General features: G+C 68.2%; 21 protein-coding genes and 1 tRNA gene. 11 read left to right on the top strand and 11 right to left on the bottom strand.

What is annotated here, in order from left to right; genetic code table 11:
- The 6 genes from sufC (at position 1) to ACXN5S_RS04255 (ending at position 4,545) form a co-directional block, all read left to right on the top strand.
- Positions 1-756 carry a Fe-S cluster assembly ATPase SufC gene (sufC, locus tag ACXN5S_RS04280; RefSeq protein WP_458604163.1) on the top strand — a complete coding sequence of 252 codons (756 nt, stop codon included), beginning with the start codon at positions 1-3 and terminating at the stop codon, positions 754-756.
- On the top strand, positions 756-2,045 hold the full coding sequence (locus ACXN5S_RS04275; protein WP_458604162.1) for a SufB/SufD family protein: 1,290 nt from the start codon (positions 756-758) through the stop codon (positions 2,043-2,045). The genes sufC and ACXN5S_RS04275 overlap by 1 nt, the downstream gene beginning before the upstream one ends.
- 3 nt (positions 2,046-2,048) lie before the next feature.
- Positions 2,049-2,534, top strand: coding sequence for a hypothetical protein (locus ACXN5S_RS04270; protein WP_458604161.1), 486 nt, complete (start codon positions 2,049-2,051; stop codon positions 2,532-2,534).
- Positions 2,531-3,121: a Yip1 family protein gene (locus ACXN5S_RS04265; RefSeq protein WP_458604160.1), complete on the top strand. Its 591-nt coding sequence runs from the start codon at positions 2,531-2,533 to the stop codon at positions 3,119-3,121. The genes ACXN5S_RS04270 and ACXN5S_RS04265 overlap by 4 nt, the downstream gene beginning before the upstream one ends.
- Positions 3,121-4,341 (top strand): cysteine desulfurase, encoded by a 1,221-nt coding sequence (locus tag ACXN5S_RS04260; RefSeq protein ID WP_458604159.1) that lies wholly within the window; start codon positions 3,121-3,123, stop codon positions 4,339-4,341. The genes ACXN5S_RS04265 and ACXN5S_RS04260 overlap by 1 nt, the downstream gene beginning before the upstream one ends.
- A 127-nt stretch (positions 4,342-4,468) precedes the next feature.
- Positions 4,469-4,545 (top strand) — tRNA-Arg (locus ACXN5S_RS04255).
- A gap of 9 nt (positions 4,546-4,554) precedes the next feature.
- On the opposite strand, the gene ACXN5S_RS04250 is transcribed toward ACXN5S_RS04255, so the two are convergent.
- The 7 genes from ACXN5S_RS04250 to lptF all read right to left on the bottom strand — a co-directional run bounded on the left by ACXN5S_RS04250 (position 4,555) and on the right by lptF (position 13,515).
- Positions 4,555-5,868 carry a diguanylate cyclase gene (locus ACXN5S_RS04250; RefSeq protein WP_458604158.1) on the bottom strand — a complete coding sequence of 438 codons (1,314 nt, stop codon included), beginning with the start codon at positions 5,866-5,868 and terminating at the stop codon, positions 4,555-4,557.
- A 127-nt stretch (positions 5,869-5,995) separates the two neighbouring features.
- Positions 5,996-6,838, bottom strand: coding sequence for a 16S rRNA (adenine(1518)-N(6)/adenine(1519)-N(6))-dimethyltransferase RsmA (gene rsmA / locus ACXN5S_RS04245; RefSeq protein WP_458604157.1), 843 nt, complete (start codon positions 6,836-6,838; stop codon positions 5,996-5,998).
- An 84-nt stretch (positions 6,839-6,922) separates the two neighbouring features.
- Positions 6,923-7,903 carry a 4-hydroxythreonine-4-phosphate dehydrogenase PdxA gene (pdxA, locus tag ACXN5S_RS04240; protein ID WP_458604156.1) on the bottom strand — a complete coding sequence of 327 codons (981 nt, stop codon included), beginning with the start codon at positions 7,901-7,903 and terminating at the stop codon, positions 6,923-6,925.
- On the bottom strand, positions 7,900-9,117 hold the full coding sequence (locus ACXN5S_RS04235) for a peptidylprolyl isomerase (RefSeq protein ID WP_458604155.1): 1,218 nt from the start codon (positions 9,115-9,117) through the stop codon (positions 7,900-7,902). The genes pdxA and ACXN5S_RS04235 overlap by 4 nt, the downstream gene beginning before the upstream one ends.
- Positions 9,118-9,185: 68 nt before the next feature.
- On the bottom strand, positions 9,186-11,282 hold the full coding sequence (locus ACXN5S_RS04230; RefSeq protein ID WP_458604154.1) for an LPS-assembly protein LptD: 2,097 nt from the start codon (positions 11,280-11,282) through the stop codon (positions 9,186-9,188).
- Positions 11,282-12,370, bottom strand: coding sequence for an LPS export ABC transporter permease LptG (gene lptG, locus ACXN5S_RS04225; RefSeq protein ID WP_458604153.1), 1,089 nt, complete (start codon positions 12,368-12,370; stop codon positions 11,282-11,284). The genes ACXN5S_RS04230 and lptG overlap by 1 nt, the downstream gene beginning before the upstream one ends.
- Positions 12,367-13,515 carry an LPS export ABC transporter permease LptF gene (lptF, locus tag ACXN5S_RS04220; protein ID WP_458604152.1) on the bottom strand — a complete coding sequence of 383 codons (1,149 nt, stop codon included), beginning with the start codon at positions 13,513-13,515 and terminating at the stop codon, positions 12,367-12,369. Before lptF ends, lptG begins: the two co-directional genes overlap by 4 nt.
- Before the next feature lie 135 nt (positions 13,516-13,650).
- Between lptF and ACXN5S_RS04215 the strand changes: the two genes are divergently transcribed.
- From ACXN5S_RS04215 to ACXN5S_RS04205, 3 genes are all read left to right on the top strand, one after another.
- Entirely contained in the window at positions 13,651-15,120 is a 1,470-nt protein-coding gene (locus tag ACXN5S_RS04215) for a leucyl aminopeptidase (protein WP_458604151.1), read from the top strand.
- Positions 15,121-15,446: 326 nt separating this feature from the next.
- Entirely contained in the window at positions 15,447-15,905 is a 459-nt protein-coding gene (locus tag ACXN5S_RS04210) for a DNA polymerase III subunit chi (protein ID WP_458604150.1), read from the top strand.
- Entirely contained in the window at positions 15,881-16,360 is a 480-nt protein-coding gene (locus ACXN5S_RS04205; RefSeq protein WP_458604149.1) for a GFA family protein, read from the top strand. The genes ACXN5S_RS04210 and ACXN5S_RS04205 overlap by 25 nt, the downstream gene beginning before the upstream one ends.
- A gap of 111 nt (positions 16,361-16,471) precedes the next feature.
- On the opposite strand, the gene ACXN5S_RS04200 is transcribed toward ACXN5S_RS04205, so the two are convergent.
- Both ACXN5S_RS04200 and ACXN5S_RS04195 read right to left on the bottom strand, forming a co-directional pair.
- A complete protein-coding gene (locus ACXN5S_RS04200; protein WP_458604148.1) occupies positions 16,472-17,059 on the bottom strand; it encodes a retropepsin-like aspartic protease family protein in 588 nt (195 codons plus the stop codon).
- Positions 17,056-17,685, bottom strand: a complete 630-nt coding sequence (locus ACXN5S_RS04195) for a MarC family protein (RefSeq protein WP_458604147.1) — start codon at positions 17,683-17,685, stop codon at positions 17,056-17,058. The genes ACXN5S_RS04200 and ACXN5S_RS04195 overlap by 4 nt, the downstream gene beginning before the upstream one ends.
- A 255-nt stretch (positions 17,686-17,940) precedes the next feature.
- Between ACXN5S_RS04195 and ACXN5S_RS04190 the strand changes: the two genes are divergently transcribed.
- Positions 17,941-19,119 (top strand): GAF domain-containing sensor histidine kinase, encoded by a 1,179-nt coding sequence (locus ACXN5S_RS04190; protein WP_458604146.1) that lies wholly within the window; start codon positions 17,941-17,943, stop codon positions 19,117-19,119.
- 37 nt (positions 19,120-19,156) lie between these two features.
- Here the strand turns inward: ACXN5S_RS04190 and ACXN5S_RS04185 are convergent, their stop codons facing one another.
- Positions 19,157-21,001, bottom strand: a complete 1,845-nt coding sequence (locus ACXN5S_RS04185; RefSeq protein ID WP_458604145.1) for an ABC-F family ATP-binding cassette domain-containing protein — start codon at positions 20,999-21,001, stop codon at positions 19,157-19,159.
- A 54-nt stretch (positions 21,002-21,055) separates the two neighbouring features.
- Complete coding sequence (locus ACXN5S_RS04180; protein WP_458604144.1) at positions 21,056-21,436, bottom strand: VOC family protein; 381 nt, start codon at positions 21,434-21,436, stop codon at positions 21,056-21,058.
- Between the two features lie 199 nt (positions 21,437-21,635).
- On the opposite strand from ACXN5S_RS04180, the gene ACXN5S_RS04175 reads away from it, so the two are divergent.
- Positions 21,636-23,111 carry an MDR family MFS transporter gene (locus tag ACXN5S_RS04175; RefSeq protein ID WP_458604143.1) on the top strand — a complete coding sequence of 492 codons (1,476 nt, stop codon included), beginning with the start codon at positions 21,636-21,638 and terminating at the stop codon, positions 23,109-23,111.
- Positions 23,112-23,308 lie beyond the last annotated feature (197 nt).

The raw sequence follows: 23,308 nt of genomic DNA, 5'->3' as shown, positions 1-23,308 counted from the left end.
ATGCTGAATATCAAAGGCCTGAAGGTCGATCTTGAAGAAGAAGACAAGCAGATCCTCAAAGGGGTCGACCTCGAGGTCGGCGCCGGGCAGGTGCACGCGATCATGGGGCCCAACGGCTCCGGCAAGTCGACGCTGTCCTACGTGCTCTCCGGCCGCGACGGCTACGAGGTGAAAGAGGGCTCCGCCACGCTCGACGGCGAGGACCTGCTGGACATGGACCCCGAGGAGCGCGCCGCCGCCGGCCTGTTCCTGGCGTTCCAGTACCCGGTGGAGATCCCCGGGGTGGGCAACATGACCTTCCTGCGCACCGCCTACAACTCGCAACGCAAGGCGCGCGGCGAGCCAGAGGCGAGCGCGGCGGAGTTCCTCAAGCTCGTGCGCGAGAAGGCGAAGGATCTGAAGATCGACGCCGACATGCTCAAGCGCCCGGTCAACGTCGGCTTCTCCGGCGGTGAGAAGAAGCGCAACGAGATCCTGCAGATGGCGGTGCTCGAGCCGAAGATGTGCATCCTCGACGAGACCGATTCCGGCCTTGATGTCGATGCCATGAAGCTCGTCGCCGATGGCGTGAACGCGCTGCGCTCTGAGGGCCGCAGCTTTCTGGTGATCACGCACTATCAGCGCCTGCTCAACCACATCACGCCCGATGTCGTGCACATCATGTCCGACGGGCGCATCATCAAGACCGGCGGCCCCGAGCTGGCGCTGGAAGTGGAAGAGAACGGCTATGCCGACATCCTGGGGGAGACGGCCTGATGGCGCTGACCAAGCCCAAACAGGACACGACGGACGCCCGACTCGCCACGCTGACGCTGCCCGAAGGCGCCCGCTGGGCGCGCGAGGCCCGCGAAGCGGCGCTTGGCCGCCTGCGCGCCATGGGCCTTCCGCATGGCCGCGACGAATACTGGCGCTTCACCCGGCCTGACAGCCTGAACAGGCCCGATCCGGCCCCGGCTGACGTTATGCAGGCGGGGGAAGAGGACATCTTCTCCAGCCGCGAGCGCATCCATATCACCTTCGTCGATGGCGTCTTCTCGCCGGAAGCCTCCGATGCGCTCGAAGGCACGGGGCTGGAGATCGTTCGCCTGGCCGATGCGATGGCCACGGACATCCATTGGATCAAAGACTTCTACGGCAAACTTGAAGCGCGTGGCCACGATCCGGTCGATCGCCCCTTTGCCGCGCTGAACTCCGCCACCGCCACCGACGGCGTGGTGATCCGCGTGACCGGCAAGGCCGAGAAACCCGTCCACATCTCGTACGAACGCCAGGCCGAAAGCTCTGACCCGGCCCTGCACAACCTCATCTGGCTGGAGCCGGGCGCCGAGATGACGCTGCTGGAGAATGGCCCCGCCGCGGCCCGCTTCAATCATGTGATGGAGGTCGAGGTCTCCGACGGCGCCACCTTCCACCACATCCGCGCCCAGGGGCGTGACCACGAGCGCCGCTGTGTCAGCCATCTCTATGCCCGGCTGGGTGAGGAGAGCACGTTCAAGAGCTTCACCCTCACCGCCAATGGCGCGCTGACCCGCAACGAGGGCGTCATCTGGATGGATGGCGACGACGGCGTGGCCCATATCGCCGGCGCCTCGCTGGGCGACGGCAAGGATTTCCACGACGACGACACGATCTTCATCACCCATGACGCGCTGAATTGCGAAAGCCGCCAGGTGTTCAAGAAGGTGCTGCGCAACGGCGCGACCGGCGTCTTCCAGGGCAAGATCCTCGTGCAGCCCGGCGCGCAGAAGACCGATGGCTACCAGATCAGCCAGTCGTTGCTGCTCGATGGCGACAGCCAGTTCCTCGCCAAGCCCGAGCTGGAAATCTACGCTGACGACGTCGCCTGCAGCCACGGCTCCACCTCCGGTGCCATTGACGAGACGGCGCTTTACTACCTGCGCTCGCGCGGTGTGCCGAAGGAGCAGGCAACGGATATGCTGACGCTCTCCTTCGTCGCCGAAGCACTGGAGGAGATTGAGGACGAGAGCCTTGCCGACGAGATCCGCACCCGGCTGGAAGGCTGGCTCGAACGCCGGCGCGACTGAGCGATGGCCGTCTCGACCGACATCCTGGCCAGTTGGCGGGCGCCGCGCTCTGTGATGCGCCGGCTGCTCGCCGCCGGCCGTCGTGAGGACAGGGCGCTCGTCTTTCTGATGACGGGCTGCTTCATCATCTTCATCGCCCAATGGCCGCGCCTGGTGCGCACGGCCGAGCTGACGGGCGATGAGCTGAACCGCCTGATCGCCTATGAATTCCTCGCCTGGATGTTCGTCTGGCCGCTCGTGCTTTACATCGTCACCGGCCTCGCCGCCGGCCTTCTGCGATTGTTCCGCGCGCGGCTTGAGGGCTGGGAGCTGCGCCTCGCGCTGTTTTGGTCGCTGCTCGCCTCGGTGCCGGCGGCGCTGCTTTACGGGCTGATGGAGGGCTTCGTGGGCCCGGGGCCGGGGGCGAACCTCGTTGGTGCCATCTGGATCGCAGGGTTCCTCTTCATCCTGATCGGCGCCCTGCGCGCCGCCGCCGGGCGCCCGGCATGACCTCTTCCCCCAATGGCAGCAACCCGTTCCTGCGGCTGATCGCCGAGAGCTTTCGCGACCCGTCCTCGGCCGCACGCGAGTTGCTCGACATGAGGCTGTCGCGGGCGGTGCTTTGGCCCGGCATCATTCTCATTGCGGTAGTGACCGCCCTGTTGGCCGGCCTGCCGACGCTGGGCACCATTCAGCTCGCGCCGGGCATGGTTGCCCTGCAGCCCTTCGGCTTCGCCATCATCGCAGCGATCGGGCTGGTCGCGTTCGTGGTCGTGCTAGATTTCGGCGGCCGCGCGCTAGGCGGGCAGGGCGATTTCACCGGCGCCATGACGGTTGTGCTCTGGATTCAGGTGCTCTCGACCGTTCTCGGGCTGGCGCAGCTTCTGCTCGCCGTCATCTTCCCGCCGATCCTGGTGGTCACGGCCTTCGCGGTGCTGATCCTGGAGGTGTGGATCTCGGTGCATTTCGTCAACGAGCTGCACCGCTTCGGCAGCCTCATGAAGAGCTTCCTCATGCTCATCGGCTTCGGCCTGGCGCTCATCGTGACTGCCGCGATCCTGCTGGCCGGCCTCGAACTTCTGCTGGGAGGCGTCTGATGCCCTTCGATCTTGCCAAGGTGCGCGCCGATTTTCCGATCCTCTCGCGTGAGGTGAACGGCAAGCCGCTGACCTATCTCGACAATGGCGCATCGGCCCAGAAGCCGCGTGTGGTGATCGACGCCATGACGCAGGTCTACGAGCACGATTATTCCAACGTGCACCGGGGCCTGCACACCCTTTCGAACATCTCGACCGAGCGCTACGAAGCCGTGCGCGGCATCATCGCCCGTTTCCTGCACGCGCCGAGCGAAGACGAGATCGTCTTCAACTCCGGCACGACGGAGGGGATCAACATGGTCGCCTCGTCCTGGGCCGCGCCGCGGCTACAGGCGGGCGACGAGATCGTCCTCTCCATCATGGAGCATCACGCCAATATCGTGCCCTGGCACTTCCTGCGCGAGCGGCAGGGCGTGGTGATCAAATGGGTCGAGACTGATGCCAATGGCGACCTCGACCCTGAGGCCGTGCTGGCCGCCTGCGGGCCGAAGACCAAGCTGATCGCGGTCACGCATTTGAGCAACGTCACCGGCACGGTGGTGGATGTCAAAGCGATCTGCGACGGGGCGCGCGAGAAGGGCATCCCCGTGCTGGTCGACGGGAGCCAGGGCGCCGTGCACATGCCGGTGAACGTGGCCGACATCGGCTGCGATTTCTACGCCATCACCGGCCACAAGCTCTATGGGCCCTCCGGTTCCGGCGCCATCTACATCCGCCGCGAACGGATGGACGAGATGCGCCCCTTCCTGGGCGGCGGCGACATGATCCGCGAGGTCACGCGCGAGAGCGTCACCTACAACGACCCGCCGATGAAGTTCGAGGCCGGCACTCCCGGCATCGTGCAGACCATCGGCCTCGGTGTGGCGCTGGAATACATGATGGACCTCGGCTTGGAGGCGATCGCCGCCCACGAGCGGGATCTGCGCGACTATGCCCGTGCCAAGCTCGACGGGCTGAACTGGCTGCAGGTGCAGGGCCAGTCGGCAGATAAGGCGGCCATTTTCTCGTTCACGATGGAGGGCGCGCATGCGCATGACCTTTCCACCGTGCTCGACAAGCGCGGCATCGCGGTGCGCGCCGGCAGCCATTGCGCAATGCCGCTGATGGAGCACATGGGCGTCACGGCGACGGCCCGCGCCTCTTTCGCCATGTACAACACCGAAGAAGAGGTCGACCGGCTAGTGAGCGCGCTTGAGTTCTGCCACGAGCTCTTCGGCTGATCACGGGCGCGGAATTCGCGCGAATTCCGTCTCGAATTTCGCGCGAAATTCGGTGGCGCGCAGCGGCCAGGGTTGGGCCGATTGACCGTTGCAGCGCCCTGGCGCCGCCGGTATAGACCGCCCCACGGCACCCGTAGCTCAGCTGGATAGAGCGCTGCCCTCCGAAGGCAGAGGCCACAGGTTCGAATCCTGTCGGGTGCACCAAACTCCCAATCAAACTGCCTTCTGATCGACCCGCCCGGCGGCGCGCACCTGGTTGCGGCCGGCATTCTTGGCCTCGTAGAGCGCGCGGTCGGAGCGTTCGATCATGTCGCGCGGCTTGGTCGGGCCGCCGAAGATCGACACGCCGATGCTCACGCTCATCGCCATGCGCTGGCCCTCGATGGTCACGCCTGCCGCCTCGACCGCGGCACGGATGTGTTCCGCGGCTTCCAGCGCCGCCGCCTCGTTCACGCCGGTCAGGATGAAGGCGAATTCCTCGCCGCCATAGCGGAAGCTGTGCTCCGGGTGGCCGCCCGCTTCGCGGAGGACCCCGGCGATCTGGCGGAGTGCCTCGTCGCCGGCGAGATGGCCGTGGCGGTCGTTGAAGCGCTTGAAATGATCGACGTCGATCATGAGCAGCGCGACGCGCGCGCCGGCCTTTTCGGCCGCCGCGATCTCGCGGGCGAGCACCACATCGAACTCGCGGCGGTTGAACAGACCCGTCAGGCTGTCGGTGCGGGCGGAGAGGGCCAGCGCCTGCTCCTGCCGGACGATCTGCAGCGTCATGTCGTTGAAGGCGGTGGCGACAGCGGCAAGCTCGGGCGGGACCTGCACGTCGATCTTGTGCTCGCGGTCGCCTTTGGTGATGCGCCGCGCGCCCGCGACCAGCTCGTCGGTGCTGTTGATCAGTGCGCGGTCGATGATCTGGATGGCGGCGAGGGTGAAGATCAGCGTCAGCGCCGCCGCCGCGAGCGCGAAACGTTCGAGCTGTTCCATCGCAGCCAGTGCGTCGGCATGGCTGGCCTCGTTCTCGCTGCGGATCGCCTCGGCGACATCCTCCATCCTCAGCGCGACATCGACGATCAGCGTCTCGAAGCCCTGCAGATCGGGGTCGGCACTGCTGGCCGTGCCCGGGCGCAGGCCGCCGGCGATTTCCGTCAGCCGCCCCCATTCCGCCTCGATCCCCTCAAGCGTGGGCAGGTAGCCCGGATGCGCCTCGGCCGCCGCCCGCAGCGCCGGCAGATGGCGGACAATGTCGCGCTCGGCTTCCAGAAAATCGGCGCGGTAGCCCTCGTCGCCGGTCAGGGCGAAATCGTTGACGGCAACGGACATCTGCCAGAGCTTGCCTTGGATACGCTCAAGATTGACCAGGACGCGGTGCTGGGCAGTGATCACGTCGCGGAAAGGCTCGGCGATGCGGTCGTGATAGGTGCCATAGGTGAAGGCGGCCATGACGAAGAGCGGCAGCAGCGCCACCGCCATGCCGATGATCAGCCAGGTTCGCAGCGACAGCGTGCGAAACCAGGTCTTAAGGCGCCTTTGCATAAGTCTCTCTCTCCCGTTGCCGCGCGGGGGCGGCCCATGGGCAGTGACTTGTGCGAGGCGGATGCGTCAACCAACATCTTGCAAAGGAATGTCTTAAACGCTTGATAACGAGCGTTCGGACGCCTCGTCAGACAGGTTTCACCAGCCGAGCGAGGGCGCAGAAGCGCTCCAGCTCAATTTCCTCGGCGCGGGCCGTCGGCGGGATGCCGGCGGCGTTGAGTTTGTCTTCGACATCCGGGCCCAGCCCTTTGAGCGCGGCGCGCAGCATCTTGCGACGCTGGTTGAAGGCCATAGCGACGACGCGCTCCAGCGTCTTGGCGTCGGCCGGATAGCGCGGCTCGGCAAGCGCTGTCAGATGGACGACGGCGGAGGAGACCTTGGGCGGCGGGGTGAAGGCCGAGGGCGGCAGGTCCATCACCACCCGCGCCTCGCAGCGCCACTGGGCGAGAAGGGCGAGCCGGCCATAGGCCTTCGAGCCGGGCGCGGCGGTGATGCGCTGCGCCACCTCGCGCTGGAACATCAGCGTCATGCTCTGCCAGAATGGTGGCCACTCAGGCGGGGTGAGCCAGCGGATCAGCAGCTCGGTGCCGACGTTATAGGGCAAGTTGGCGCAGATCCTGACGGGGGCAGAGAGCTTGCCGGTCAGATCCAGCGCCAGAGCATCGCCCTGCAGCACCTCCAGCCGGCCGGGATAGGCGGCGGCGATCTCTTCCAGCGCCGGGATGCAGCGCGGGTCTTTCTCGATGGCGACGACGCGGCGCGCGCCCTCGGCCAGCAGCCCGCGTGTGAGGCCGCCGGGGCCGGGGCCGATCTCCAGAATATCGCTGCCGGTGAGATCGCCGGCGGCGCGGGCGATCTTGGCGGTGAGGTTGAGATCGAGCAGGAAGTTCTGGCCGAGCGCCTTGCGGGCCGAGAGGCCGTGCGTGGCGATCACCTCGCGGAGGGGCGGGAGCGTGTCGATCTGGCTCATACGGGGGTGCCGGTGGAGAGGGGGGAGGGGGCGCTGCCCCCCGCGCCTTTGGCGCCCCCCCGGAGTATTTCGAAGAAAGCGAGATCATGAAGAGGGGAGGGCTGTGGCCTTGCGCGCGGCCATGTCGGAGGCAAGGCGGAGGGCAGCGATCATCGAGGTGGGATCGGCGACGCCGCGGCCCGCGATGTCGAAGGCGGTGCCGTGATCGGGCGAGGTGCGGATGAACGGCAGGCCGAGGGTTACATTGACGCCGCCGGCGAAGTCGATCGTCTTGATCGGAATGAGCGCCTGGTCGTGGTACATCGCGATGGCCGCATCATAGCGGGCGCGGGCGGCGGCGTGGAACATCGTGTCGGCCGGATGAGGGCCGGTGAGGGCGAGGCCTTCGGCGCGGAGCCGGTCGAGCAGGGGAGTGATGAAGGCGATCTCTTCGCCGCCCATGCGGCCCTCTTCGCCGGCGTGCGGGTTGAGGCCGGTCACCGCGATGCGGGGGGCGGGCAGGCCGAAATCGCGCTGCAGGGCGGCATGGGTGATGCGGATCACCTGCTCCAGCCCCGCCTCGGTGAGGGCGGCGGGCACCTGCGACAGGGCGATGTGGATCGTGGCGGGCACGACGCGCAGCTCGGGGCAGGCAAGCATCATCACGACGGGCACGTCGCCGGCCAGATGGGCGAGGTATTCGGTATGGCCGGGAAAGGCGAAGCCGGCGCCGCCGATCAGGGCGGCCTTGGAGATGGGGGCCGTGACGAGGCCGCTGGCCGCGCCCTCTGCCGCGAGGCTGGCACCGAGGCGGATCGCCTCGATCACCTGCGGGGCGTGTGCCGCCTGCGGGACGCCGGGCGTGGCGGCAGGGCCAAAGGCGAGCGGCAGGACGGGCAGGGCGCGCGGCGCTACGGTTTCGGCCTCGGCCGGGGCGGTAACCTCCTGCCACGGGGTGCCTGCGGGTAGGTGGGCCGGGTCGCCGATCCAGGCGAAGGGCAGGGTGGCGCTGAGAGCGGCCCAGGCCTTTGCGGCGACCTCCGGCCCGATGCCCGCGGGCTCGCCGCAGGAGACGACGAGGCTCATCGGTAGCTGATGTTGGCGGCGGCCATCAGGTCGGCCAGCAGCGCATCGGCATAGCCGGCCAGCTGCTCGGAGCGCAGGTTGCTGCGTACCGTCTCGCGGTCGGCGCCGACCGAGGCCTCGGGCAGGCGGGCGCAGAGCATCAGCAGGTAGCGCAGCGAACCGTCAGGGCTGGTGAGGCGCACCGAGGTCTCATCGGCATCGAGCTTGGCCAGCTCCAGCGCGATGTCCTGCGGGATGGCGCCGGGGGTGGCGCTCTCGCGGATCAGCCGCTCCTCGGGCAGGCCATAGGCGACGCCGTAGAGATCGTCGCAGGTGTCGAGCCTGGCGGCGATGCCGGCGGCCTCGGAGAGGCTGCCCTCGGTATTGGGCAGGGTGAAGATGGCGTAGTCGATCTGGGCGGGCGCCGGGCGCGAGGCCGCCACCTCGCGCACATCGCGCAGCTGGAACAGAACGATGCCGTTGGTGATGGGCAGCGGCGGCGACACTTCGCCTGGCTCCAGCCCCAGCAGCACCGGGTGCAACACCGGCGGATAGTTGGAGAGCGGCGTCCAGGGCAGGCGGCCCGATTGCTCGCGGCTCTGGGAGGCGGACACCTCGCGCGCCGCAGCCTCGAATTCCGAGATCGAGCGGATCTGGCCGATCTGCTCGGCCACGCGCTGCGCCTCGGCGGCGCGGTCCGGCGGGGCGGGCAGAATGATCTCGTTGAGCAGCACTTCGACGCCAGCGTTGCTGGGGCCGAGCCCTTCGAGCGCGCGGTCGATATCGGCCTCGGTGATCGTCACCGCATCGCTGTAGCGCAGGCGGATGTAGTCGCGCCAGGCGACGTTGACGGCGAGGTAATCGCGGAAGCTCTGCTCATCGACGCCGACTTCTGCGAGCACGCCGATGAACTGGTCGAGCGGCAGGCTGGCATTGGCGGCGAAATCGGTCATCGCCGCGACGAGGCCCTCTTCGGTGAGGGCGAGGCCGGCGCGATCGAGCGCGCCCTGCTTGACGCGCTCTTCCACCAGCTGCTGCAACGCCAGCTCCTGCAGGTCGCCTGGGGTGCGGAACACTTCGAGCATCAATGCGCGCTGCTGAACCTCGTAATTGGTCACCACGCGGTCGCCGATGCTGACGACGGGCGAGAAGAGGCCCTGCGCCGCCAGGGGCGCGGCGGTCAACGCCGACAGGCCGAGGGCGCCCGCGATCAAGATGCTCTGAATGGTCCGCATGGCCCCACCTTCCTGTGGCCGGCTTACGCGGCCTTGTCTGCTCTTCCCCGCCCGCCCGATCCCGCGGCCTATTGGCTGCAAGAGGCCGCCGCGACCGGGGCCGCAGCGCCGGCGCTGAAGCCTTCAAGCGAGACGCTCAGGCCCAGGTCGGTCACCGGCGGGCCGGCGGTAGCGGTGGTGTAGCGGCGCGACAGGGAAAAATCCACACTCACGCATTCATTGCGCCAGCCGATGCCGATGCCGGCGCGGGCAGGCTGAGAATTGGCGACGTCATAGCGCCCGTCGAGGCTGACACGCCAGCGCTCGTTGATGCGGTAATCGGCATCGACAGACCATTCGGCGACGGGCTGGCTGCGCCCCTCGGCCGGATCGCCGGGCAGCCAGACATAGGCCGCACCAAGGTCGACGGGGCCGCGCAGCCAGTCGATCTCGGCCCCGGTTTTGCCGAAGCCGGTCTCGGGGTCGTAGAGGGTGCGGGCGGTGAGTGTGAGGCCGCTGGGGAACTCCAGCTGACTGGCGGCGAGGTAATCCGAGCGGCGCCCGTCGAGGCCGGAGGAGGGCGAGAAGCCCGAGATCGCCTCGGGCCTGAAGAGCCGGCCGAAGGTCAGCCGCAGACGCGCCCCCTCCGCCGTGCTCGCCTGCCAAGACAGGCCGGCGGCAACGCGCAGGCCGCGCTCGCTGGCATCCTCGCCGGGGAAGCGAGAGAGGGCGAAGAGGTTGGCCTCGTCGAGCTCGGCGAGCGGGCTGTCTTCGTTCGGCGGGGTTCCGCCATAGGGCTGCGACCAGGCGATGGCGACGATGGGCTCCAGCACCTGCGTCACATCGGCGCCGGCACGGATCAGGGGCCAGCGGAGGGTGGCGGAGAGCGCTGGCTCGGCGCGGGTGAGGATGCCGGCGGCCGGGTCATCCTCGATCCGGTAGGCATCGGCGCGGGCGCGGGCGCCGAGGTCGATGACGAGCCCGGGGCCGAGGATGCGTGTGACACCGGCAGAGCCCCAAAGCCCCATCCGCGCCATGTCGCGCCCGCCGCCGGGGCGCTGGAACGCATCGAGCGAGAGGCCAAAGTCAGCGCGCCCGCCGGCGCCGAAGCTCAGGCGCTGCTCATGCGCCGCGTGCAGGGCGAGGGGGGGCAGGTTGTCTTGCGATTCGTCCTGCCGGAGAGTCGAGAAATAGCTGAGGTCGGCCTGCGTGAGGCTGTGATCGGTCACCCCGGTCAGGCGGATTGCGGAGGTCAGCAGGTCGGCATCGGAATAGCCGTAGGTGCCAAGGTAAGCCCGGTCGGAGGCGAGCTGCAGATCGCCATCCAGCTGCCAGATCTCGGCAAAGCGGTAATCGGCATGGGCGAAGACATAGCCCCGCAGGCCGCCGGGGCGCACGTCGTCGGCGCTGATAGCGCCGAGGATGCTCATGTCGCCGGCGAAAAAGGCCTGGCGGTAACGCGCCTCCAGCGTGCGGGTCAGGGGAGAGAGATAGGGCGTGAGCGTCAGGTCGCGGCTGTCGCCGAGCGCGAAGAAATAGGGCAGCCGCACGCCCACACCGAGGCGGTCAGAGGTCTTGATCGAGGGCACCAGCAGGCCGGTGGCGCGGTCAACGGTGGGGTCGGGCAGGCGCAGGCGCGGGATATAGGCCACCGGCAGGCCGCGGATGTGGAAGGTCGCCTTCTCGAACCAGAGCTGGCGCGCCGCCTCGTCATGCACGACCCGCTCGGCGCGGATCTCCCACAGCGGCGCCTGGCCGGAGCAGACATGGCAGGAGGTGGCGACGGTGCGCGACAGCTCGGTCAGATCGCCCTCGCGGCGAATGGCAGCGGCGGCGAGTTGCAGGCGCCGGTCGAGCACCAGCCGGGCGCCGAGCAGGATGCCTCGTTCGAGACGCGGGTCGAGCTCGGCGCGGGTGGCGGTGAAGATGTCGCCCTCGGGTGTTTCGATGAAGATGGGGCCGGTGATGGCGAGGTTGTCCGCCGCCTGATCGTAGCGGATGGCGGCGGCGGAGAGGCGGGTGCCCTCGTAGAGCACCTCGACATTGCCCTCGACATAGAGCGTGCGGCCCTCGACCGTCAGGCTGTCAGCCACCAGCGAGGGTAGCGATTGCGCGGCTGCGGCGAGGGGCAGCAGAAGCGCCAGGGCAATGGCGGCGGCACGGCGGACCATAGCCAAGCGGAGCATCAGCCGTCCTCCAGATGGAGGATGACGCCGAGCGCGAGCGCGACGGCGGCGGCGGGCGGCGCCCAGGCGGCGAGGCCGGCGGGGATGTCGCCATTCTCGCCGAGCACCCTGGCGAAGTTGCGGATGAAATAGGTCGCAAAGCCCAGGAGGATGGCAAAGAGCACCATCATGCCCGTCCGCCCGCCACGCTGGTGGCGCATGGTGAAGCCGGCGCCGATCAGCACCATCGCGACGAGGAAGAGCGGGTTCGCCAGCTCCATCTGCAGATGCACCATGTGGCGGCGGGCCGAGAAGCCGGCCTCCTTCAGCTCGGCAATGAAGCGCGGCAGCTCCCAGATGGGGATCGAAGCGGGGGTGCCGAAGCTGTCGCGGATGGAATCGGCGGTGAGACTGGAGGTGAGGGTCAAGCTCGGCAACACATCCGCGGCGGCCTCGGGGTTCGGCGCATCGAGCGGCCAGCGCTTCACGCCCGTCAGCTCCCACGCGCCGGGCACAAGCCGGGCCGTCGCGGCTTCCAGCCGCTCCACCGGCAGATCGCCCGTCGCATAGGTGAGGAAGGACACCTCGCTGAGCTCGGTGCCGTCGAGCGAGGCGCGCCCGGCATGGATCACGCTCTGTCCCTCGCGCCCACCCTGGCGCAGCCAAAGCCCGTCCTCCGCCAGTGCCTGAACGGCCGTGGTGCCGCTGAGCTGCAGGCTGCGTGCCTCGTATTCCCGCGCCGTGCTCGCCGAGAGCGGGTTGAGCACCGCCAGCGCCGCAAAGCCGATGACAAGCGTCACCAGCACCGGCGCCACGAGCGCCCTCAGAGCGGATCGGCCCGAGGCCCGAGTGACCACCATCTCGGACGAGCGGGAGAGCGACAGGAACAGCATCACCGAGGCGAGGATCGCGACGATGGGCATCAGTTCGTAAATCGAGCCGGGCAGCGACAGCAGCGACAGCTGCACCAGCGTCATGAAGCCGGCGACATCGCTGTGTCGGCGGGCCTGCTCGATCAGCTCGACGAAGACCAGCAGCAGCGTGAAGGCGCCGAAGATCATCGCGAAGGCGGCGGCGAAGCGGCGGGCGAAATAGCGGTGCAGGATCATGCCGCGGCCTCCTTCGGCCCGCGGCGGCGGCGGAAGAGATGCGGGCGGGCAGCAAGGCTGAGCGCCGCCCAGCTGAGCAACAGCCCGGTCAGCCCCGGCAGGTAGAGCGTGGGCCAGGCGGCAGGATTGCTGCGCACCAGCCCGGTGACGCCGCTCTCCACCACCTTGACCACGACGACCAGCGCGATGGCCGCCACGATCTGCCGCCAGACGCCGAAACGCGAGAAGCCGCCCACGAGCAGGGTCGAGAAGCCGATCAGCGGGCCGACGAAGCCGAGGATGCCCTGCGCGAAACGGTCGTGCCCCTGCGCCACCAGCGCGCCGATGGTGCGGCCCGTCCGCTCGGCGAGGGCCTCGTCGGCGAACAGAAGCTCCAACGTTGGCATTTCGTTGAGGGCTGGCTGGCGGCTGGCGGCGCTGCCGGTGAGCGCGCCGATGTCATAGGCCAGATCGTCGAAGGCGGTGACGCCGAGCGTGCCCTCGGCGGTCTCGCTCTGGCCCGGGCGGAAGGTCTGCGCCATACCGTCGATCATCACCAGCTGCGGCCCGCCCTCGCCGCGCACCAGATAGGCGCGCGCGGCGGTATAGGTGATCGACTGGCTCTCGCTGCGCCGGTCGGCGAGGAAGATATCCTGCAGCTCGCCCTCGGGCGTGATGTCGCGCACGTAGAAGGTGACGCCCGGCGTCGGCGTGACGAATTGCCCTTCCTGCAACAGAGCGGCGGCGACGCTTTCGGCGATCTCGGCCTGCCGTGCAGAGAGCTGCGACTGCGCCATCGGCGAGAGCAGGTGGGTCAGCACCCAGACCAGCAGCATGACGATGAGCCCGAACACCGCCACCGGCCGCGCCAGCCGCCAGACTGAGAAGCCGGTCGCCTGCACCGCCACGAGTTCGCTATCCGAGGAGAGCCGGTTGGTGGCCGAAATGGCTGCGGCGAAGGCGGCGATGGGCAGGATGATGCGGATGATCCCCGGCAGCGACAGCGCGGTCAGCTCAAGGAACGTCCCGATCGTCTGGCCGTTGCCGATGAGCTGGTCGAACAGCGTCACCGCCCTGTTGATCCAGTAGATCAGGATCAGCACCAGCGCGAAGAAGCCGAAATGGGCCAGGAGCATCGCCAGAAAATATCGGTCGAACCGGCCCATGCCGCTCCTTCTTGGTCCAGGCCGGGAGTGGCCGGCGCAGGCAAGCTACCCGACGCCGCGTCGGCTTTGAACTCGTTTCTGGTCAATCGCGGCGCCGCTGGCTAGGCTCCGCCGGTCACGTTTGAGGAGAACTGCATGACCTCGCCGATCCCCGTCACCTTCACCGAGACCGAGGCAGCCACGCTGCTGCAGAAGGAGGGCACGATTGCCGTCCTGCTCGGCCCCGGAGGAGAGATGGATGCCGCCGCGCGCCGGGTGAACACCGCCACGCGCAAGGCGCTGAGCCGGCTGGCCGAGTCGAAGCACTGGGCCTCGCTCGGCGAGGGCGAGCTCGCCGTGCTCACCATGCCGGCTGGCGTGTCGGCCGAGACGCTGCTGGTCGCCAAGATGCCGCGACGGGCCGATGCCGCCCTGGCCCGCAAGGCCGGCGCCGCTATCGCCGCCAAGGCGGGTGAGGGCCGGGTGACCATCGCCGCCGCCACCTTCCCCCGCGCGGCAGAGCTGGCCTTCGGCTTCGTGCTGCGCGCCTATGACTTCCGCGATTTCCGCACCGGTGAGCCGCCGGCGCCGCGGCAGGTGGAGGTGATGTGCGCCAAGCCGGAGGAGGTCGCCGAGGCCTCGGGGCCCATGGCCGCGCTGGCGGAGGGCATTTTCTTCACCCGCGATCTCGTCAACACGCCCGCCAACGTTCTGACGACAGACGATTTCGCCGCCCGCCTTGCCGCGATGCAGGAGATCGGGCTGGAGGTGGAGATCCTCGAAGAGGAGGAGCTGGCCCAACTTGGCCTGCGGTTGCTGCTGTCCGTCGGGCAGGGCTCTGACGCGCCGTCGAAGGTGGTGGTGATGCGCTGGAACGGCGGCGGAGACGAGCCGCCTCTGGCGCTGATCGGCAAGGGCGTGGTGTTCGATACCGGGGGCATCTCGCTGAAGCCTGGCCCCGGCATGGAAGACATGGTGATGGACATGGGCGGCGCCGGCACCGTCGCCGGCACCATGCGGGCGCTGGCGCTGCGGCGCGCCAAGGCCAACGTGGTGGGGCTGGTGGGCCTCGTGGAGAACATGCCCTCCGGTTCGGCCACCCGCCCCGGCGACGTCGTGCGCTCGATGAAGGGCGACACGGTAGAGAACATCAACACCGACGCCGAGGGCCGGCTCGTGCTGGCCGATGTGCTCTGGTACGCGCAGGAGCGCTTCCAGCCGGCGGCGATGGTGGACCTCGCCACGCTGACGGGCGCCATCGTGGTGGCGCTGGGGCCGGAGCATACGGGCGTCTTCGGGAATGACGATGCCTTCACGAGCCGCTTCCTGAGCGCGGCGAAGGCCGAGGGCGAGGGCGCCTGGCACATGCCGCTGACGGCCGCCTATGACAAGCTGCTGAAGAGCCGGGTGGCCGATCTGAAAAACGTGGGCGGCCGGCCCGGCGGCGCGGTGATCGCGGCGCGGTTCCTGAACAACTTCGTCAAACCCGAGGTGCCGTGGATCCACCTCGACATCGCGGCGACGGCCTGGGCCGCCTCGGGCACGGATTTCTCGCCGAAGGGCGCGACGGGCTGGGGTGTGCTGGCGCTCGACCGGCTCGTGCGGGACGGGTTCGAGAAGGGGTGATCGGGGGGCTGTGTCGCCCACTGCATCTCCGTCGTAGCGCAACCCTTGCCGCTCTTTCCCTTGCCCGGAATCAAGGGTTTGAGCCCGCCGCACGAGCGCCGGCCCGTCCCCATGGGCTGGCGCTCTAGTGACGCTGGGGCATAGCCCTCCGCTGGGAAGGGCGTGGCGGCGTAAGTGCTGTAGCTGGGAGGTTGAGGCGCCACCCCACGGGCCGGCGTGCGAGGGGGAGCGAAGGGGTTTCCATCGCCTCCATCGCAGTCGCCCAAACTCGCGGGACATTCCCGCCACCTAAGGTATGCTCCCCCAGCAGAATCGCGAAGGACCCGATGGGCGACGTCTTCTTCTATCACCTCACCGAAAGCCCCCTCGAACGGGCGCTGCCGATGCTGCTCGGCAAGGCGCTCGAGGCCGGCTGGCGTGTGGAGCTGCGGGGGCGTGAGGCGGCGCAGATGGACCGGCTCGACGAGGCGCTCTGGCTCGGGGCAGAGGACGGCTTCCTGCCCCATGGCCGCGCCGGCGGGGCGCATGACGCGCGCCAGCCTGTCCTGCTCACCGCTGGCGAGGCGCCGGCCAATGACCCGGCCTGCATCATGAGCGTCGGCGGCGCCGAGGTGACGGCTGATGAGGTCAGCGCAAAGGCCCGCGTCTGCGTGCTCTTCGATGGCGCCGACGAGGCCGCCGTCGTTCAGGCGCGGGGCCAGTGGAAGGCGCTCACCGGCTCAGGGGCCAAAGCGCAATACTGGGCGCAGGAGGACGGGCGATGGAAGAAGAAGGCCGAGAGCTGACGCGCCCCCGCAGCGGCGGCTGCCAATGCGGCGCCGTGCGCTATCGCGTGACGGCGCTGACCGACAATGCCCATATCTGCCATTGCCGCATGTGCCAGAAGGCCACCGGCAATCTCTTCGCCCCGCTGATCTCTGCCGCCGACGGCGCGCTGACCTTCACGCGCGGCACGCCCGCGACCTTCCGCTCGTCGGACCATGCGACGCGCGGCTTCTGCGCCGCCTGCGGCACGCCGCTCTTTTACGGCTATGACGAGGGCCGGGGCTTTTCGCTGATGATGGGCACCTTCGACGACCCCGCCAGCCTTCCGCCCCTCCGCGAGGAATGCGGGCTGGAAGGCCGCCAGCCGCAGATGGACGAGATTGGCAGTGTCGCGCGCAAGGGGACTACCGAGGAGGACATGCCCGAAGCGCCGGCCATCGCCGCCTCGAACCGGCAGCATCCGGATCACGACTAGCGGGATCACGGGGCGGCTGGCCCCCGAGGTACTTTCGGCCAGATGAAGCGGAAGCGGGGCGAGCGTTTGCGGTCGTGCTTCAGACAGGCTGGCAGACGAGCCCCGCGACCGTCAGCGCGTCAGGATCATCTCGCCGCCGGTGATCTCGATATGGCTGAGGCGGGACAGGTAATCCATGCCCAGCAGCGACAGCCCGTTGTCGCCCTCGGTGACCGAGGCGAGAAGCCCGTCATCGACGAAATCGCCGATCTGGAGGCTGTCGAGCCGCACCGTAGCGATGTTGACCGTGCCGCTCGCCGTCTGCGCAGAGTTCACATAGGCCAGCCGATCCGGCTCCAGCCCCGCGGCCTCGGCATCGCTCTGGCTGAGCACGACACCCGAGGCACCGGTATCAACGATCATCGCGACCGGCGTGCCGTTTACATCGGCCGTCACGTGGTAATGCCCGTCGCGGCCGCGCGGGATGACCATGCGCCCGTCGCCCAGCACCGTCGCCGTGGGGCGCATATCGCGGGACACGTCGTCCCACAGGCCATAGGCAGCGATGGCGCCCACGAAGATCAGCCCCCACACAGCGGCCTGGCTGGCGACGCGCCCCAGACGGCCGCGGTTGGCCACAAGGAACCAGCCGAGGATCGCGGCGCCGAGCAGCACCAGGTAGAACAGGCGCATCGCCTCATCGCCGCCAAAGCCGCTCATCCGATCATCCCCGCACCGCTCAGCCCGTCGAGGATGAACTGCACGGACAGCGCCGCCAGCAGCATCCCCAGCACCCGGGTCACCACATTGATGCCCACCGCTCCCAGCAGGCGTTCGATCGACGTCGCCGCCAGCAGCGCCACGAAGACGATGGCAAGGATTGCCGCTGCCACCGCGCCCACCGCCACCAGATCGGCTGGGCCGTCACTCTGCCCGGCAAAGAGGATCAGCGTCGTTATGGCGCCGGGGCCGACGATCAAGGGCAGGGCGAGCGGAAAGACCGAGGGGTCGTGATCGGCATCGGCGGCCTCGCCCTCGGCCGTGCCGCGGCGCCTGTCCTGCCGGCGCTCGAACAGCATGTCGAGCGCGGTGAGGAACAGCAGCACGCCGCCTGCGATGCGGAAGGCGGGCAGGGTGATGCCGACGAAGCCCAGCACCGCCTCGCCGAGCAGCAGGAAGGCCAGCATCAACACGGCAGAGACGGCGATGGCCCGCAGCGCCAGCGTGCGCCGGTGGCGGGCTGTCATGCCGCGCGTCAGCGCAATGAAGACCGGCACGAGCCCCGGCGGGTCGATGATCACGAACAGCGTCGTGAAGACGGTGACGAGGGTGACGGGCTCCATCATGCCCCAGATGTGGAGCTTCCCTCGCCCGGCGGCAAGGGAAAGCGCCCGGACGGCGCCCCGCTACGCGGCGGCGAGGCGGGCCTGGGCCCCGCATGGGAGGGATGCATGGGGCGCCGTGGTGGCCGCGTTGACCTGGCTCTGTGCATGCTTCAAACTGAGTTCGTCTGCTTAAGAAGGTGCCAGATCGGGCGTTTCACTCCCGCAAAGCCGGAACAACCGGCACGCGCCAAGAATGCCAGCCCAAGAGGACGACCCATGAACATGCCCCGCTCGGCAGAGGTCGACCGCATCGAGTCTCTCGGCCAGGTTCCCGCGATCCTGGAAGCCTGCCGGCTCGTCAGCGGCATGCGCTTCGTCGCGGTGGCGCATGTCTCACCCGAGAAATGGGTGACCTGTGCCTCGCTCGACGAGATAGAATTCGGCCTGGGCCCGGGCGACGAGCTGCCGGTGGAATCCACCATTTGCAATGAGGTGCGCTGCGCCGAGAAGGCCATCGTCTTTGACGATGCCGAAAAAGACGAGATCTACCGGCTGCACCCCACGCCGAAGCTCTACAAGTTCCGCAGCTATATCTCGGTGCCCATTGTCACCGCCGAGGGCGAGTTTTTCGGCACGCTTTGCGCCATCGACACGGAACCGCGCGAGCTGAACAACAGCAAGGTCCTGGGCACCTACCGGCTGATGGCCGACCTGATCGGCATGCAGCTCTCCACCGAGGTGGAATTCGAAGAGGCCGTGCGCCGGCTCGCCGAAGAGAAGCTGACAGCCCATCTGCGCGAGGAATTCATCGGCGTCGTCGGCCATGATCTGCGGAACCCGCTGCAGGCCGTCTCTGCCGGGCTGCGCATGATGCGGCGCGGCGGCGGCGATGCGGCGCGGCAAGAGGCGCTGATCGGCGAGATGACCCGCGCGATGGACCGGGCGGAGCAGATCATCGAGAACCTGATGGATCTCACCCGCGGCCGCCTGGGCGACGGCATCCCCCTGCAGGCCGACCGCTGCGACAAGCTGGCCGAGGATTTCGCCGGTATCATTGACGAGACCCGCGCCAGCACAGGCCGAGAGATCGAGGCGCATATCGATGTGCCGCAGGCGGTGCATTGCGACCGTCAGCGGTTGGGTCAGCTGCTGGCCAACCTCGTCTCCAACGCCGCCAGCCATGGCAGCGCCGATGCGCCGATCGAGGTCGATGTCGCACAGGGCGACGGCGAATTGTCGATCAAGGTGGCCAATGGCGGCACGATCCCTGCCGAGGACATGGCGAACCTGTTCAAGCCCTATTCACGCTCGAAGTCGCGGCGCCGCGAAGAGGGCGTGGGGCTGGGGCTCTACATCGCCAACGAGATCGCGCGGGCGCATGACGGCACGCTGCGGGTAACGTCCAAAGACGGGCGGACGGAATTCACCTTCCGGATGCCGCTGAAGGACGCGTAGCAGGCGCGGGGCAGGGCGGGCGTCAGCCCACGGGCCCTCACGCCTGCGCATTCTCCAGCTTTTCCAGAGCGGCCATCCACATGGCTTCGGCGCGGCCGAGCCCGTCCATCACCTCGGCATACTTCTTGTTCCACGTCTCAAGCTCGCCGGCGCGGCCGTCTTCGTAGAGCGCCGGGTCGGCCAGCTTCTTGGCGAGCTTGTCGCGCATCGCCTCGATCTTGGCGACGCGGGCCTCGCAGGCCTTCACGTCGCTGCGGAGCGCGGCGATGTCGGCGGGCTTGGCCTTGGCCTTCGGGGCCTTGTCCTTGCCCTTGCTCTCCTTCGGCTTGTCCTGCCCGAGCAGCATCTTGCGATAGGCTTCGAGATCTTCCTCGTAGGGCGCGACGCGGCCGTCCTTCACCAGCCAGAGCCGGTCGGCGACCATGGAGAGCAGGTGCATGTCGTGGGAGACGAGGATGACGGCGCCGGAATAGGCGGTCAGCGCCTCCATCAGCGCCTCGCGGCTCTCGATATCGAGGTGGTTGGTCGGCTCGTCGAGGATCAGAAGGTGCGGCGCGTGATACGTCGCCAGCAGGAGCGACAGCCGCGCCTTCTGCCCGCCCGAAAGGCGGCGCACCTCGGTATCGGCCTGCGCCTCGCCAAGGCCGAAGCCGGCCAGCCGGGCGCGGCGTTTCGGCGGCGTCAGCTCGGGCAGGGCGCGGGCGACATGCTGCAGGGGCGTCTCGTCGGCATGCAGCTCGTCGACCTGATGCTGGGCGAAGAAGCCGATGCGCAGCTTGGAACTCTTGGTGAGCGAGCCGCCCATCTTCTCCAGCCGGTCGGAGAGCAGCTTGGCCAGCGTCGACTTGCCCTCGCCGTTGCGGCCGAGCAGCGCGATGCGGTCGTCCTGGTCGATGCGCAGGTCGAGCTTGGTGAGGATGGCCTTGCCATCGTAGCCGACAGAGGCGCCCTCGGTGGAGATGATGGGCGGCGAAAGTTCTTCGGGCTCGGGGAAGGTGAAGACCGTGCGGGCCGCATCCTCGGGCAGGCGGATCGTCTCCATCTTCTCCAGCATCTTCACGCGGCTCTGCGCCTGCCGTGCCTTGCTGGCCTTGGCCTTGAACCGGTCGACGAAGCTTTGCAGGTGGGCGCGGCGGGCGTCCTGCTTCTTGGCTTCGGCGGCGAGCAGGGCGTGCTTTTCGGCGCGGGCCTTGGCGAACTGGTCGTAGGTGCCCGTCCAGTAGGTGAGCTTCTTGTGCTCCAGATGCAGGATGCCGGTGACGGAGCGGTTCAGGAGCTCGCGGTCGTGGCTGACGATCAGCACCGTGTGCGGGTAGCGGGCGATATAGGCTTCGAGCCAGAGCGCGCCTTCAAGGTCGAGGTAGTTCGTCGGCTCGTCGAGGAGCAGCAGGTCCGGCTCGGAGAAGAGCACGCCGGCGAGGGCCACGCGCATCCGCCAGCCGCCGGAGAAGGCAGAGCAGGGCTGGTGCATCTCTTCATCGGTGAAGCCGAGGCCCTTGAGGATGGTCGCGGCCCGCGCCTCGGCGCTCCAGGCGTCGATATCGGTCAGGCGCGCGGCGATCTCGGCGATGCGGCCGGCATCCTGCGATTCCTCCGCCATCAGGGCGGCGCGCTCTTCGTCGGCCGCCAGCACGGTGTTGAGCAGCGAAACCTCGTTGCCAGGCACCTCCTGCGCCACGCCGCCGATGCGCCATGACTTGGGGATGGTGATCTCGCCGCCATCCAGCGCCAGCTCGCCGCGGATCATGCGGAAGAGCGTGGTCTTGCCCGTTCCGTTGCGCCCGACCAGGCCCACCTTGTGACCTTCGGGGATGACGGCGGAGGCCTCTTCGATCAGCGACCGGCCGGCGACGGAATAGGAGATGTTGTCAATGCGCAGCATGTTGCGCGCCTTGCCGCAAAGCAGCGGCGGCGGCAAGGGGGAGGGCGGGGCGCCTTACGCCGCCGGCGGCTCCCAAAGCTCCACCGCATTGCCCTCCGGGTCGTGGATGCGGGCGAAGCGGCCGGTTTGCGGGTCGTCCCACTCGGGGCGGGTCTCGACCGCCACCCCGTCGGCGCGCAGCCGCTCGATCATCTCCGCCAGGCCCGAGACGCGGAAGTTGAGCATCACGCTCTGCTCGGGAGCGAAGTAGTCCGACGTTGTGCGGAAAGGCGCAAATACAACCGGCCCGCCTTCGGTGCTCCAGGCCCATTTGTCGCCCGTCGGCCCGGCGGGTGACAGGCCGGGGCCGACGCCAAGGTGCCGCGCGTACCATTCGGCGAGGGCGTCGGGGTCGGTTGCGCGGAAGAAGACACCGCCAATCGCATGAACAGGCATGGCACGCTCCTTGAATGTCGCTCGACCGTAGCCGCCGATTGCCCTTCCGGCAATCGCGGCGCGCCAGCCTTTCGGGCAGAGGGTGCGACACGGCGCATCATTCCGCACAGGCATCCAAGATGGGATGCTTGACATCCTCGTGATAGAACGCGAGGCCAGCGCGGGCGCGTTCCTTGCGCCCCATCCGTTTGAGGCTTCCATGACATCCGTTGACAACAACCTTTCGGCCGGGGAGGCCGACGTCGATCACTCCGCCCGGAATCGGCTGGTTATTACATTGTTGCTTGTTTCGGCGTTCACCGTGATCCTCAACGAGACGATCATGTCGGTCGCGCTGCCGCGCCTGATGGCCGATCTCGGCGTCACGGCAAGCGCGGCGCAATGGCTGACGACCGCCTTCCTGCTGACCATGGCCGTGATCATCCCGATCACCGGCTTTCTGCTGCAGCGATTTCACACGCGGCAGGTGTTCCTGAGCGCGATGTCTTTCTTCAGCCTCGGCACGCTGATTTGCGCGCTGTCGCCGGCGCTGCCGATGCTGATCGGCGGGCGCGTGGTGCAGGCTGTCGGCACGGCGATGATGATGCCGCTGCTGATGACCACGGTGATGAACCTCGTGCCGCCGTCGAAGCGCGGCCAGACGATGGGCAACATCTCCATCGTCATCTCGGTGGCACCCGCCATCGGCCCGACGATCTCGGGCATCATCCTGAACTACCTCGCCTGGCGCTGGATGTTCTGGCTGGTGCTGCCCATCGGCCTCGGCGCCCTGCTGCTTGGCTACCTCAAGCTTCAGAACGTGACCGAGCCGCGGCGCCCGCCGCTCGACATCATATCGGTCCCGCTCGCCGCCATCGGCTTCGGCGGCGTTGTCTATGGCCTGTCGACCATCGGCGAGGGCGCGGGCGAGCGCGAGGCGGCGATGCCCGTCTGGGTGCCGCTTGTCGTGGGTGGCGTGGTGCTGGCGCTCTTCATCTGGCGCCAGCTCATCCTGGGGCCGAAGGAGAAGGCTCTGCTCGATCTGCGCACCTTCAAGGTGCGGGTCTTCACCGTTTCTGTCGTCATGATGGGGCTGGCGATGATGTCGCTCTTCGGCATGATCATCCTGCTGCCGCTCTTCATGCAGAACGTGCTCGGCCTCTCGGCCCTCACCTCCGGCCTGCTGCTGCTGCCCGGCGGTCTGACCATGGGCCTGCTCGCCCCCTTCGTCGGCCGCCTGTTCGACAAGGTGGGCGCCCGCAAGCTGGTGATCCCCGGCGCGGTGCTGGTGAGCGCGGCGCTCTGGCTGATGTCGACCTTCGGCTTGGACACGGGCATGCCGATGCTGCTGCTGGCACATATCGTTCTCAGCGTCGGGCTGGCCTGCCTCTTCACGCCGCTCTTCACCTCGTCGCTCGGCTCGCTGCCGCCGCATCTCTACTCCTACGGCTCGGCGGTGATCGGCACGGCGCAACAAGTGGCCGGGGCCGCGGGCATCGCGCTCTTTGTCTCGATCATGTCGGTGCGCGCGCAGGCAGAGATCATGGCCGGCGCCGATGTAGTGGCCGGAACTGCGGCGGGGCTGCGCAGCGGCTTCTTCACCGCCGCGATCATCTCGCTCGGTTTGATCGCCGCGAGCTTCTTCGTGCGCCGCCCGCCGGACATGGGCGGCCCGCCGGCCCACGGCGCGCACTAAGCCTTAAGCGGGCCGCTCCACCCGGGGCGGCCCGTTTGCTTTCCGGGGCAGGGGCGCGTTATCAAGGGCTTGGAGGCCGGGGAGGGGTTAACAGCCACGACTTGCCACCGATCCAAGGGATAGCTTTCCGTTGCTGCAGATCCGAAAAAGCCACTTTCGTCATGCGCCTGTTATGTTGTAGCATCATGTTACGTTAT

Source organism: Pseudoroseicyclus sp. H15 (genome assembly GCF_054353345.1).
The sequence above is the reverse complement of the archived record's forward strand: the minus strand, read 5'-3'. Positions and strand labels throughout refer to the sequence as shown.